Raw genomic sequence first — 12217 nt, 5'->3', positions numbered from 1 at the left:
CTCATGCGGTGAGGGTGACGGTCACGCCGTCGCGGCCGGACACGGTGGTGCCCGGCAGCGGGCGCAGGATGAAGTTCAGGTCGGCCGGTGCCGCCGCGTTGGGCCGGAACCGCACGGGGACGGTCACCTCGCGGTGACCGGGAGCGATCACGGCCACACCGCTCAGGCCGTCGTAGTCGACCCGGTGGCGGGCGGAGCCGTCGAGGCCATAGCCTACGACCAGCGGTGCTGCAAGATCGTCGCCCAGTCGCCGGATCGTTACGGTCGCGGTTTCGCCGGGGCGTACCACCCGGCGATCGGCATAGAGCACCACCGTGGCCGCACCGCTGTGCGGCTGGACGTCGAGCGCGACGTCCTTGGTGACCCCGGCGGTGTCGATGATCGGGTCCTGCGGGCTGACCGCCCAGATGTCGCCCTGGACGTTGCACAGCGTCGGGTCGCCGGCTCCCTCGACGCCGGCCAGGAACGGCCCGGCGAGGTTCCCCTGCAGTACGGCGTCGTCGAACTGGACGTTTCCGTACTCGGGCAGGACGGTGACCAGACCGGACCAGATCTTGACGAACGGATCCGTGCGGGGTGTGTCTCGCAGCGCGGTGAAGGCGACCCGCTCGAACGTCGTACGCAATCCGTCGTAGCCGCGCTGTCCGTAGATGTTGACGGTGCCGGGCGAGTCGCCGGCGTCGAAGACGCAGTCGCGGAAGACGACTGTGCCCTGCTCAGCCGGGCCGCGAGCGCCGGGCTGGACGTGCACGACCGCATCGCCGGTAGGCCCCATGTAGCAGCGTTCGACGAGAACGGATGCGGGGGTGCTTTCCGGCCGATAGCGCATCAAATTGATCTCGAAGCTGTACTTCCGGTTGCCCGCGAACACCGTGTCACGGACGACGACGTTCCGGATCGGCTGGGACAGCGTGTCGGGTTCGAAGTCGATGCCCGCCTCCGGTGCGGTGCCCTGGGTGTTGATCAGCGCGCAGCCCTCGATGAGCAGCCCGTCGGCGGCGATGACGCTGATCGCGTTGCGCTTGTTGTCGTCGCAGACGACGTTGCGGATCGTGACATTCTTCGATCCGGTGCCGAGGATGATGCCGTCGCCGGGCGCCCCGCGCAGCGTCATCCCCTCGATGGTGACGGACTCGCTGGTGCCCGTGCGGACGATCGCTCGCCACTCGCCGGCGTATTCGGGCTTGTTCATGACGCAGGTCGCGCCGTAGCCGACGAGCTTGACGTCGCGGCGTTCGTGGATGCGCCAAATGCCGTCGCGGGTGTCGGGGAAGCCCCCGGGCAGACCGCGCAGCACTACGCCGTCCTCGAGGATGACGGTGAGGCCGTCGCGCTGAATCCACAGCGGGCGGGTGATCCAGTCCTGCCCGACGTTGTCGATGATGACCACGTCGGCGCCGCTGTCCAGCGCGGCGGTCAAGGCGCCGGTGGCGTCGACCGGGTCGAAGCCGAACTGCGAGGCGCGGACGACCGTGGCGTCCTGGCTCGGCGCGGCGGCGGCGGCACTCGCCCGGGTAGCGCCGTAGAGCGCGGGCAGGACCACAGCCATCCGCAGCATCGTCCGGCGGGAAACGGTGGCGTTCTTAGGCATGGAGGTACTCCAGAAAGGTCGAAGTTCAGGAGCGAAGGCGCTAGACGATCTTCTTGCGAACCCGGTCCGGCCAGGCGACCTCGACACCGAGGCGCCCGGTCAGCATCCGCTGGTAGTCGGCGAGGTTGTCCGGTTTGCCGCGTACCGCGCGCGGTGGCTGCCCCGTGGCGAGGCAGTACGCGGCCAGGGCTCCGGCGGCTTCGCCGACGTTCCATTCGACCGGGTGCGTTCGGTAGCAACCGTTGGTGATATGGGTGGTGCCGATGTTCTTCGCGGCCGGCAGGAGGTTTTCCATCCGCACCGGAAGAAGCGCGCCCAAGGGAATCTGGAAAGGATGAACCGCGATGTCCACATAGGTGCGCGGGGTGCCCGAGCCGGTGCTGGGATGCAGGTCGATGCGGTAGCAACCGATGCCGACGGAGTCGTCGAAGATCTCCGAGCCGGTCGGCCGGCCCGAAGTCTCGCGGGCTTCGACACCGAGATGCTCCTCGACGACGGTGAGGTCGGCGACGATGCGGCGGGCCTCCCTGATGTAGGGACGCTGGGCGAGCCACTGAAGCCGAAGCTCTGGATAGCCCGTGCCGCCGTCGTGCCGCGGCGCCTCGGTCTGCATCCAGTAGAGCAGCGACAGGCTCAATTGCTTGGAGGCGTCGATGTTCTGTTGCTTCTGAACAGCGTCGACGCCGATCAACGGGCCGAGGAAGTAGTCGTTCTGCGGCCAGTTGACGAGTGTGATGTCGCTCGTCAGGAAGCCCGGCTCCAGGGTGCGGACCGACAGGATCCGCCGGTATGTCCAGCGGTCGATCGCGTGACCGCCGGTGAGGGAGGCCGATTCGGCGACGAGCGGCTGCGTTCTGGATTCGAGGGTGATGGGAACGATGTCGGTCCAGGACAGCAGTGGTCCCGACCAGAACTCGGGCGTGTAGCTCCGCCAGAAGTCGTAGTCCTCCGGGCGGTCGATCGTCCAGTTCTCGCCGTCCCGGTAATCCATGGCGAAACACCACGTGATGGCCTGCTGGTCAAGAGGTTGCGCCGGACCTTCGAGGGCGTGCAGTTCCCCGGTGGTGGTCCGGCTCTCGGCCCCGGTGACCCACTCGGTGCCTGACAATTCCAGCAGGTCGCCTAGCTCCGTCGCGTCAAGGACGTAGTCGGCGACGACCGTGACCGTGTCCAGGTCCTCCGATGCGAAGGTGACAGACGTGATCCGATCACCGTCGGTCGTGACGTGCTGTGGCTGCGTACCGGTCAAGACGGTCAGCCGGCCGGAGGTCACATAAGGCGCGAGCATGCCGTCGATCGCGGCGAGCGCCGCCTTGGGTTCGAAGCACAGTGGGCTGACCCGCCCGGCACCCGGGCTGAGAGCGTCCTCCGCCCGTGCGGACTGGCTCAGCGGATAGTAGCGCCGGTAATACTCCCGGATCTCTCTACGCAACGTGCGGTAGCTGCTGGTGCCGCCGAACGTCTCGATCCAGAGGTTCTCGTCCGGCGGCACCGCCTGGGACGTGAGCTGGCCGCCGAGCCACGAGGACTCCTCGGTCAGCACGACCCGCTGTCCGAGGCGGAGCGCGGCGAGAGCAGCGGCGACTCCTCCGGTGCCGCCTCCCACCACCAGGATCGGCGTTTCGATCTGCATCTGTCAGCCTCCCGCCTCCAACACCTGCGTGCTGCTAAAGCGCTTCCACCCGTGGCTAAAGCGCTTTAGCGGATGCTAGGCTCACCCCATGACGTTGTCAATGCACGCGGGTCTCCGGAATGGAGCCGGCGACCGCCAAGGGCAGGTAGGCATGCATGAGTGAGCGCCAAAGGGCCGGCCGGCGGCGGGTGACCCAGCAGGACGTGGCCCGTGCGGCCAACGTCTCCACCGCCATCGTCTCGACCGTCGTGAACAACAAGGCCGACACGTTGCGAGTCAGCGAGCAGACGCGGGCCCGGGTCTGGCAGGCCATACAGGACCTGCGATACGTCCCCAACGCGGCGGCCCAGAGCCTGGCCGGGGGGCGTAACCGGCTCATCGGCGCGTTCACCTATCAACGCCTCTTCCCCTGGGAGAGCCGGGACTTCTACTACGAGTTCCTGCTCGGTATAGAAGAGGAGGCGGAGCAGACCGGGCACAACCTGCTGCTGTTCACCGGTGCGCGGAACGACGCCGGCGAGCGGTCGATCTTCAACCACAACACCAACCTGCTCGAGCTGGCGGACGGAGCGATCCTCGTCGGCGGACGCATCGACGGCGACGAGATCCGGCGGCTGGCCGAGGAGAGCTATCCCTTCGTGATGATCGGCCGGCGCGACGCCGCCGGGCCGAAAGTCTCCTGGATCGCCGCCGACTACACCGCCGCCGCGCAGATGGTCGTCGACCGGTTGCACGCCTTGGGACATCGCACGATGCTGCTGGTGGCCGGAAGCCGCACACACGAGACGGTGGTGGAACGGCGGGTCGGCTTCCAGGCGGCCCGGCGGCGGCACCGGCTGGGCGACCGCGCGCAGACGGTGGTCTTCGGCGAGCCCAATCCCGACCTGCCCGATGCGGTGTGCGTCGCCGACGAGGCCGAGGTCCTAAGGTTCGCCCGGGAGGCGGGGGCGACGGCGGTCATCGCCGAATCGTCTTATGTCATTCACCGCATCTACCAGGTAGCGCTCGCCGAGGGCCTGCGCATCCCGGAGGATCTGAGCCTGGTCGGGCTTGGCGACCACGGCGATCGGCAAAACGTGCTCTCCCCAGACCCCGCCCTGACCCTGGTACACACACCGAGCCGGCTCATCGGCGCCACCGCCGTACGCACGCTGCTGCGCCGGCTCGACGCGCCGGGATCCAAGCCCGACCAGATTCGAATCCAATGCGAGCTGTCCGAGGGGACGACGGTCGCGGCGCCGCCGCGCAGAAAGGCGGGCAAGTGAACATCGGCGTGCAACTGTATTCCGTCCGCTCCGCCCTGCAGGCAGGCAGTCCGGCCGACGTGCTGGGTCGCCTGGCAGCAATGGGATACGGCCTGGTGGAGCCGACCTTCGGGCTGTTGAACGGAGACGCGTCCGGCTTTCGCCGCCTGCTCGACGACCTCGGCCTGGCCGCGAGTTCCCTCCACGGCCCGGCACTGGGCCCGCTGCGCCCCCAAGTGGCCGAGGCGGCCCACGCGATCGGCGCCGACACCGTGGTGGTGCCGGCCATTCCCGACGCCGAGTTCGCCACCGCGGCCGGCGTCGCCCGCTCGGCGGAACACCTGGCCGAGGTGGCGGATGCGCTGACCGCCCTGGGACTCAAGCTCGCGTACCACAACCATCACTGGGAGCTGGCCAACCGCCCTGGCGGCCAAACCGGTCTGGAGCTGCTCGCCGCGCTGCTGCCACCCGAGGTGGCGCTGGAGGTCGACGTGTACTGGGCGGCCGTAGGCGGCGCCGACGTGCCCACACTGCTGCACGACCTGGGTGACCGGGTGCGGCTGCTGCACGTCAAGGACGGGCCGGCCACGGTCGACGACGCCATGACCGCCGTCGGGTCCGGCACCCTGCCGATCCCGGAGATCCTGGCGGCCAGCCCGAAGGCGCTTCGCATCGTGGAGCTGGATCGCTGCGAGGGCGACGTCTTCGAGGCGCTCGCCGCGTCTGTCTCCTACCTCAAGGAGCTGCCGTGAAGCCGGTCGGCGTCGCCGTCGTGGGCTGCGGCACCATCAGCCATCAATACTTCACCACCCTGGCGGCGCGGCCGGAAGTCCAGATCATCGCCTGCGCCGACATCGACGTCGACCGTGCCGCCAAGGTCGCGCTCGACCATGCCGTGCCAGTGCACGGTGACGTCGCGACGGTGCTGACCCATCCTGACGTGGAGCTCGTCGTCAACCTCACAATCCCCGCCGCGCACGCACCGGTCGCGCTTGCGGCCATCCGGGCCGGCAAGCACGTCTACACAGAGAAGCCGTTTGCCGCGACGCCCGCCGAGGCGGCCGAGGTGCTGGCGCAGGCCTCCGCCGCCGGAGTGCTCACAGGTGGCGCACCCGACACGTTCCTCGGCGCCGGTCTCCAGACAGCGGCTCGGATAGTGAGCGACGGCGTGATCGGGGACCCGCTGTCAGCGATCGTGCTGATGCAGGGGCCGGGTCCCCATCGCTGGCACCACGATCCGGAGTTCCTGTTCGGGCCGGGCGGCGGCCCGCTGTTCGACATGGGGCCCTATTACCTGACCGCTCTGGCCGTCATGTTCGGACCGGTCACACGGGTCAGCGCCGCGGCTCGCAAGGGATTCGCCGAGCGAGTCATCGGGCAGGGGCCGCGCGCCGGGCACGCCTTTCCCATCGAGGTCGCCACACACGTCACGGCCCTGCTCGAGTACGCCGGAGGCCAAGTCGCCACGGTCGTCTTCAGCTTCGACTCGCCCCTGTCGCGACAGGCCTTCTTCGAGATCACCGGCACCGAAGCGACCCTTGCCGTCCCCAACCCCAACAAGTTCACCGGGCCGGTCCAGATCCGCCGCGCCGGGGATCCGGAGTGGACGGACATCCCCGTGCCAGAGGCGGACGACGGGCGCGGCATCGGTGTGTGCGATCTCGCGCGGGCGATCCGCACCGGCGAACGTCACCAGGCAACCGGCGAGCTGGCGGCCCATATCGTGGACGTCATGGCGGCGATACAGGAGTCGGCCGAGCGGAGTGCGATCGTCGAGGTGTCGAGTCCCTGGAGACCGTGAGCCCTACCGAGGTCGCGACGCTTCCGTGGACGGCGTTCACTCCCACCGGCTGATCTCACCAGCCGGGTATGCCCCGAACGCACCGCTCTCGGAGCCGGTTTTGAGGCTGATGAGGTACGCAGCCCAGTTGGTGCTGCAACCGCTCATGAATTCGCTGGGTTCCCGCCAGTCGGCATGCGTGAAGAGCAGGGTGGTGCCGCCGCGGGAGGTCGCGTACAAGGCGAACGTGATCCGGGTGCCGATCCAGGCGTCGGGGCCGCCGGTGACCTGCCATACCACCTGGTCCACCGTGTCGGTCGTGACCTCCATGACCGCGGCGGGCCGGTCGGTCTCCTGGAAGTAGACGCTAAAGCGCGAGCCGACGGTGTGTTCGCCGCCGAGTGGGCGTCCGGTCCACCAGCGGGCGATGCCGTCGGTGCTGGCGATGAGGTCGTGCACTCGCTGCTGCGGTGCGTCGATGCTGATGCGGTGCAGGATGTCGGGCATGGGTGAATCCTTCGGTCAGGCGGCGACGAGGACGTCGGCCGGCTGTGGCTGGCCGCCTCGGCGGGCGGATCTGGAGCATTGACGAACAGCCGGACGCTGGACGGACACCACCAGCGGCAAAGATTTCTCGGCGATGGTGTCCGTCTGCGGGCACGCCGCTCGTCTGATATTCGAAGCGGCACCACCCGTGACTGGAGGACCGATGCAGTACGCACTGTTGATCTTCGACGCCGAGGAGGATCTGGACCGGGCGACGCGCCCCGTTCCAGGCCAGGTCGCCGCCGCCCTCGACCAGCCATACGTCGTCGGCTGGGCTCGTCTGCACGCCGCGGGGTCGGCGACGACGCTGCGCAAGAGCGATGGGGAGACCCTGCTCACGGACGGACCCTTCATCGATAGCAAGGAGTTCCTGGCCGGCCTGATCGTCATCGAGGCCGAGAATCTCGACGCGGCGCTCGCCATCGCCCACGAGTTCCAGGCCACCAGGACCGCTGGTGCGATCGAGCTACGGCCCATCATCCAGGGGCGGTTCGGTGGCGCTTGACGCCGTCTTCCGCGACCATTGGGGCCGCGTACTGGCGACACTGATCCGGATCTTCGGCGACATCGAACTGGCGGAGGACGTAGCCGCCGAGGCCTTCGCCATCGCCGCTGAACGCTGGCCGCGCGACGGGGAACCGGCCAACCCCACCGGCTGGTTGATCGCGACCGCACGCAACCGCGCCGTCGACCACCTCCGCCGGCAGAAAGTCCTGACGGAGAAGACGAAGCTGCTCGCCCGCGACCTCGAGGCCGGGCCGGAGACCCTCATGGACGACGACAGCGTCGCTGTTCCGGACGAACGACTGGAGCTGATCTTCACCTGCTGTCACCCGGCGCTCGCCCTCGACGCGCAGGTGGCGCTGACCCTACGCACCCTTGGCGGTCTGTCGACCGACGAGATCGCGCTGGCGTTCCTCGTCCCGTTCGACACGATGAGCAAGCGGCTGACCAGAGCCAAGAACAAGATCCGCGACGCAGGCATACCGTTCGCCGTACCGCCCGACCATCAGCTGCCCGATCGGCTGGCAGCCGTACTCGCCGTGGTCTACCTGATTTTCAACGAGGGCTGGGGCGGCGGCCGGGTCGACCTCGCCGCCGAGGCGATCCGCCTCGGCCGGGCGCTCACCGATCTGATGCCGGACGAGGGCGAAGCGCTCGCGCTCCTGGCACTGATGCTGCTGCACGACGCGCGCCGAGCGGCCCGGCTCGACGCGGGGCAGGTCGTTCCCCTCGACAAGCAGGACCGTGCCCTGTGGAACAAGCAGCAGATCGACGAGGGCCGAGCGCTGCTGCAACGGGCCGTGGCACGACGTCGCACCGGGCCCTACCTGATCCAGGCCGCCATCGCGGACCTGCACCTCCACCAGCCCCGCGACTGGCCACAGATCGCCACACTGTACGAACGGCTCGCCCGGCAGACCCGCTCCCCCATCGTCGAGCTGAACCGGGCCATCGCCGTGGCCCAGATCAGCGGGCCCGAAGCCGGACTGGCCATCCTTGACCGCCTCGACCTGGAGCACTACCGATACTTCCACTCCACCCGAGCCGACCTGCTCCGCCGATCCGGCCGGCTCGACGAGGCCCACCACGCCTACCAGCGGGCACTCCAACTCGCCCAGACCGAGCCCGAACAACGGTTCCTCCAAGACCGGCTAGCCGAGCTGACCAGACGCTCCTCGCCGAATCTCTGACGAGCGACATGCGGCGCCGTGCGGACCGATCTCGCCGAACGGCATCGAAGGCTGCCCGGTTCAACCCGACGGGTAGCGGGTCCATGCCATGACCCCGGTCGGGCGAGGTTGCGCGTCGGCCCAGCGGTCGAACATTCGAACGGTAACGGTTTCTGAGCGCAGCCAGCGGTCACATGGTCCGGAGGCCTCCGGGACCGGCTCCAATGCGAAAGCCTGATCGGTACTGAGGTCAGCGTGCCGCCCGGCTGCCCATGGTTCCAACGCGGACTCGGCAACCGGATACCAGTCGGCCAATTCGTCCATCAACGCATGCGCCTCGACCAAGTGATAGATCGACGGGCTGACTTCGAGGAACGAACCGCCGAGAGTCACGCCGAACCGGCGATCGGTATGGACCAGATACCGGGCGGGAGAAGACACCCTTTCCCCGGTCCACCCGAACGACCAGCCGTCGGGCTCGCAGCGAACCCACTCGCTCAGGTCGAATTCCCAGTGGCGAACCGTCTCCACACGCTGTCCGTTGAGCACGGCACTTCGTCGCACGGCGTACCGCAGACCGCCGAACCGATCTGCGAAGCCTTCCCGGCGCACAATCAATTCCGTTGGGGCGAGGACCCATCGCCCTGATCGATCCGGCAGACGCAAATAGTCCGTCGGCAACCGCACGTTGCCGACCGGGGTACGCCAGCCGACACGGTCCAGGAACGCTTGCGCCCGCGGCGACAAACCTTCCAGATCGTCAAGAACGTGCACGCGCACTTCCACGTTGATGGGACTGGAGGCCAGCCAACTCGATGCGCCCATGTGGCTTCTCCGGTGTGGATCAGCGTCGGCTGATGGGCGATGTCTGGCTCGTCATCAGCCACTGTTCGATGACGTCGTAGTCGGCGTCGGTCAGCCCGTAGCGTGGATCAACGCGATGCGCGAGCGCGGACGACGAGTGGTTCGCCAGGATCCACGTTCGATCGGCGTCGGTGATCTCGTCGTCGACCCAGACGAACGGTCGCCCCATCGCCCACTCGACGAGGTAGCGGGTCTTCCAGTGCAGCCGGCCGTGGTCTTCGTCTTCGTCGGGCCAGTCGACGACGGGCAGCTGCGGCAGGCCGAGCCGGGATGTCAGCACCTCATTCGCTTCAGCCATCCAGGTTGTGGCCCAGACAAGATCGCACGGCAACGCAGCCAGGCGCCTACCGTGCTCGGGGTCGAGACCAGCGAGCAGCGGGTTGGGCTCGTCGTCCCGCTGCCGCCCGGCCCCGGCGAACGGCAGCAGGGTTCCGTCGACGTCCAGGAACAGCAGCGGACGTGCACCAATGCCATGCTCCGCCAGGCGGCGTACACCCGCGGGTCCGAAGTCCTCATCCGGCCAGATCTGCCCTGCTGCCCAGTCCAGCCACTCATGCGGCGGTTCGTCGCCCCGGAAGAACGCGATCCTCGCAGCCTCGTCCATCGCGGCGGACTCCCACCAGTGCCACCACACCATCAGGTGCCACTCGCCGCCGCCCATGCGCCAGCCGATGCTGTATCGACCGATCTCCGGATACGCTCGCCACGGCACCAGAACACGGCCATGAGCCACAAGCTGCTCGCCTACAGCGGCATCGAGAAGTCCGCGACTACGCTCATCCACGGCCGTGCCCGCTCCCCTCCCGGCCAGTCCGACACGGAACCGCACCATCATCAGACCGGCGTACGACATGTATGCGGCCCGTGCCGGGACGGCAGGCGCGACGCGCTAATGCGTCTTCTTGCTCTGGGACGTCTGATGCTCGATGACCTTCGTCGGCGTCACCCGGCACACGAGACGCGTCTCGTCCGGGCGTACCTTCCACGGCACGCCGTCGTATCCCCGGGACAGCTCGTCGATCAACTCGACTCCGCCCTCTTCGACCATCGACACCGTGCCCCGGATCTCGACGTAGAAGTACGGATCCTCCGGGTCGTACGCGCACAGGCTGATCCGCGGATTCCGTTCCATGTTGCGCGCCTTCAGCCGGCCGCGGATCGTCGAGAACAGCACGTCGTCGCCGTCTGTACGGACCCAGATCACGCTGGACTGTGGCGCGCCGTTCGGCCCGACGGTACTCAGGATCGCGAAGACCGGCTGGTTGAACAGCCGTCGCGCCTCATCGCTCAGCTTGATCGTCACGCGGCCCAGCGTAGCCTGCTTCGGGCACGCCGCATTATGGCCGGGAGCCTCATCCTTGTTGCGCAGGTGACGCCGCCGGAGACGCTCAGGCGCTGCTGAGCGGCCGCTTCTTTGCGGCGGCACGGTCAGGTCTTTGTTCACGGAGCATCGCCAGCAGTCCGGGAAAGCGTTGTTCCACCTCGGCGTACCGCAGTGTGACCAGCCGGCGGATGCCGTCAACGCGCGTGCGGATCAGCCCGGCATCGCGCAGCACCTTGATGTGGTGCGACAGGGTGGACTTTCCGATCGTGACGCCGGTGTTTCTGAGGACGTCGCTGCCGCAGGTCCAGTCCCCGGCGGCGTCGAGCGCCCGCACGAAGGTGAGCCGGACCGGATCGGCGAGCGCGCTGAGGACGACGTCGATCGTCACGGTCTCGATGGCGGGTTCGGTCACCTCGGTCACAAGTCGAAGCGTAGTCAGCTCTTGCGCAATGTTCGACTCGCATCGTACCGTTCGATCTGAATCGAACCGTACGATGCAGATCGAACCTTGGACGGGATCATGAAAGCGATCATCTACCGCGACAACGGCGACCCCGACGTCCTGCAGCTCGTCGATCGTGACCAGCCCACGCCTGGACCCGGCGAGGTTCGGGTCCGGGTCGCCGTGTCCGGGGTCAACCCGACCGACTCGCAGGCCCGGTCCGGTATCGCCCACCGCAAGGCATTCGCAGAGATCACCCCGCACCTCGACGGCGCCGGTGTGATCGACGCCGTCGGTGAGGGTGTCGACGCGGGCCGGGTCGGGCAGCGTGTGTGGCTGTTCATGGCCGCCGCCGGGCGGCCCACCGGCACCGCCGCCGAGTTCACCGTCTTGCCCGCCGACCAGGCCGTGCGGCTACCCGACGAGGTGGGCTTCCAGCTCGGCGCGTCGCTCGGCGTACCCGCGCTCACCGCACACCGCGCGCTGACGGTCGCCGAGGACGGGCCACGCCGCCTGCACCCCGGCGCACTCGACGGCACGGTGGTGCTCGCCGCCGGTGGGGCCGGTGCGGTCGGCCATGCCGTCATCCAGCTCGCCCGATGGGCCGGCGCCACCGTGATCAGCACGGTCAGCGGCCCGGAAAAGGCGCAGCTGGCCACCGCCGCCGGAGCCCACCACGTGATCAATTATCGCGAGGACGACCCGGCCGCCGCCATCCGGGCGATCGCCCCGGACGGCGTCGACATCGTCGCCGAGGTGGCGCTCGGTGCGAACCTGCCCCTCGACCTAGCCGTCCTGCGTAACCGCGGCACCATCGCGACCTATGCCAATCTGGGTGGGCGAGCGGTCGAGCTGAACGTGGGGCAGAACATGGTGCTGAACACGCGCCTGCAATTCCTGGTGCTCTACACCGCGGGCCCGCAGGCGCGCGCCAGCGCCGTCGAGGACGTCGCCGCAGCGGTCAAGGACGGCGCGCTGCCGGTCGGCGTGGAGCACGGCCTGCCGCTGGTCCGCTTCCCGCTGCGGCGTACCGCCGACGCTCACCGGGCCGTGGAGAGCGGCACGGTCGGCAAGGTGCTGGTGGACGTCACGCCGTGACCGGCGCTCACGCCGGCTCGCC

General features: G+C 68.5%; 13 protein-coding genes. 6 read left to right on the top strand and 7 right to left on the bottom strand.

Annotation, left to right across the window (positions count from 1 at the left end; all coding sequences use genetic code 11):
• Window position 1: 1 nt before the first annotated feature.
• Window positions 2-1591 carry a right-handed parallel beta-helix repeat-containing protein gene (locus AB0H43_RS32450; protein ID WP_360005653.1) on the bottom strand — a complete coding sequence of 530 codons (1590 nt, stop codon included), beginning with the start codon at window positions 1589-1591 and terminating at the stop codon, window positions 2-4.
• 40 nt (window positions 1592-1631) lie between these two features.
• A complete protein-coding gene (locus AB0H43_RS32445) occupies window positions 1632-3224 on the bottom strand; it encodes an FAD-dependent oxidoreductase (protein WP_360005651.1) in 1593 nt (530 codons plus the stop codon).
• A 155-nt stretch (window positions 3225-3379) separates the two neighbouring features.
• On the opposite strand from AB0H43_RS32445, the gene AB0H43_RS32440 reads away from it, so the two are divergent.
• The 3 genes from AB0H43_RS32440 to AB0H43_RS32430 are packed head-to-tail and all read left to right on the top strand — an operon-like array spanning window position 3380 to window position 6269.
• On the top strand, window positions 3380-4489 hold the full coding sequence (locus tag AB0H43_RS32440) for a LacI family DNA-binding transcriptional regulator (protein WP_360005649.1): 1110 nt from the start codon (window positions 3380-3382) through the stop codon (window positions 4487-4489).
• An 8-nt stretch (window positions 4490-4497) separates the two neighbouring features.
• A complete protein-coding gene (locus AB0H43_RS32435; protein ID WP_360005647.1) occupies window positions 4498-5220 on the top strand; it encodes a sugar phosphate isomerase/epimerase in 723 nt (240 codons plus the stop codon).
• Entirely contained in the window at window positions 5217-6269 is a 1053-nt protein-coding gene (locus tag AB0H43_RS32430) for a Gfo/Idh/MocA family oxidoreductase (protein ID WP_360005645.1), read from the top strand. The genes AB0H43_RS32435 and AB0H43_RS32430 overlap by 4 nt, the downstream gene beginning before the upstream one ends.
• 36 nt (window positions 6270-6305) lie before the next feature.
• On the opposite strand, the gene AB0H43_RS32425 is transcribed toward AB0H43_RS32430, so the two are convergent.
• Window positions 6306-6755, bottom strand: coding sequence for an SRPBCC domain-containing protein (locus tag AB0H43_RS32425; protein ID WP_360005644.1), 450 nt, complete (start codon window positions 6753-6755; stop codon window positions 6306-6308).
• Window positions 6756-6957: 202 nt separating this feature from the next.
• On the opposite strand from AB0H43_RS32425, the gene AB0H43_RS32420 reads away from it, so the two are divergent.
• The gene (locus AB0H43_RS32420) at window positions 6958-7299 is read left to right on the top strand and encodes a YciI family protein (RefSeq protein WP_360005642.1); all 342 of its coding nucleotides are present in this window, start codon (window positions 6958-6960) and stop codon (window positions 7297-7299) included.
• Complete coding sequence (locus AB0H43_RS32415) at window positions 7289-8488, top strand: sigma-70 family RNA polymerase sigma factor (RefSeq protein ID WP_360005640.1); 1200 nt, start codon at window positions 7289-7291, stop codon at window positions 8486-8488. The genes AB0H43_RS32420 and AB0H43_RS32415 overlap by 11 nt, the downstream gene beginning before the upstream one ends.
• A 60-nt stretch (window positions 8489-8548) precedes the next feature.
• On the opposite strand, the gene AB0H43_RS32410 is transcribed toward AB0H43_RS32415, so the two are convergent.
• The 4 genes from AB0H43_RS32410 to AB0H43_RS32395 form a co-directional block, all read right to left on the bottom strand.
• Window positions 8549-9292 (bottom strand): hypothetical protein, encoded by a 744-nt coding sequence (locus tag AB0H43_RS32410; RefSeq protein ID WP_360005638.1) that lies wholly within the window; start codon window positions 9290-9292, stop codon window positions 8549-8551.
• Window positions 9293-9311: 19 nt separating this feature from the next.
• A complete protein-coding gene (locus tag AB0H43_RS32405; protein ID WP_360005687.1) occupies window positions 9312-9800 on the bottom strand; it encodes an HAD domain-containing protein in 489 nt (162 codons plus the stop codon).
• A 420-nt stretch (window positions 9801-10220) separates the two neighbouring features.
• Window positions 10221-10634, bottom strand: coding sequence for a PPOX class F420-dependent oxidoreductase (locus AB0H43_RS32400; RefSeq protein WP_360005636.1), 414 nt, complete (start codon window positions 10632-10634; stop codon window positions 10221-10223).
• An 85-nt stretch (window positions 10635-10719) separates the two neighbouring features.
• The gene (locus AB0H43_RS32395) at window positions 10720-11076 is read right to left on the bottom strand and encodes a helix-turn-helix domain-containing protein (RefSeq protein ID WP_360005634.1); all 357 of its coding nucleotides are present in this window, start codon (window positions 11074-11076) and stop codon (window positions 10720-10722) included.
• Window positions 11077-11175: 99 nt separating this feature from the next.
• Between AB0H43_RS32395 and AB0H43_RS32390 the strand changes: the two genes are divergently transcribed.
• Window positions 11176-12195 carry an NADPH:quinone reductase gene (locus AB0H43_RS32390; RefSeq protein ID WP_360005632.1) on the top strand — a complete coding sequence of 340 codons (1020 nt, stop codon included), beginning with the start codon at window positions 11176-11178 and terminating at the stop codon, window positions 12193-12195.
• Window positions 12196-12217 lie beyond the last annotated feature (22 nt).

This window comes from Hamadaea sp. NPDC050747 (genome assembly GCF_040654195.1).
Lineage (GTDB): Bacteria > Actinomycetota > Actinomycetes > Mycobacteriales > Micromonosporaceae > Hamadaea.
Note: the sequence above shows the minus strand (reverse complement) of the source record. Positions and strands in the feature narration are given on the sequence as shown.

Bases quoted from the DNA above. Each gene is read 5' to 3' on its own strand.
- AB0H43_RS32450 (WP_360005653.1), bottom strand. From the start codon at position 1,591: ATGCCTAAGAACGCCACCGTTTCCCGCCGGACGATGCTGCGGATGGCT.
- AB0H43_RS32445 (WP_360005651.1), bottom strand. From the start codon at position 3,224: ATGCAGATCGAAACGCCGATCCTGGTGGTGGGAGGCGGCACCGGAGGA.
- AB0H43_RS32440 (WP_360005649.1), top strand. From the start codon at position 3,380: ATGAGTGAGCGCCAAAGGGCCGGCCGGCGGCGGGTGACCCAGCAGGAC.
- AB0H43_RS32425 (WP_360005644.1), bottom strand. From the start codon at position 6,755: ATGCCCGACATCCTGCACCGCATCAGCATCGACGCACCGCAGCAGCGA.
- AB0H43_RS32420 (WP_360005642.1), top strand. From the start codon at position 6,958: ATGCAGTACGCACTGTTGATCTTCGACGCCGAGGAGGATCTGGACCGG.
- AB0H43_RS32410 (WP_360005638.1), bottom strand. From the start codon at position 9,292: ATGGGCGCATCGAGTTGGCTGGCCTCCAGTCCCATCAACGTGGAAGTG.
- AB0H43_RS32390 (WP_360005632.1), top strand. From the start codon at position 11,176: ATGAAAGCGATCATCTACCGCGACAACGGCGACCCCGACGTCCTGCAG.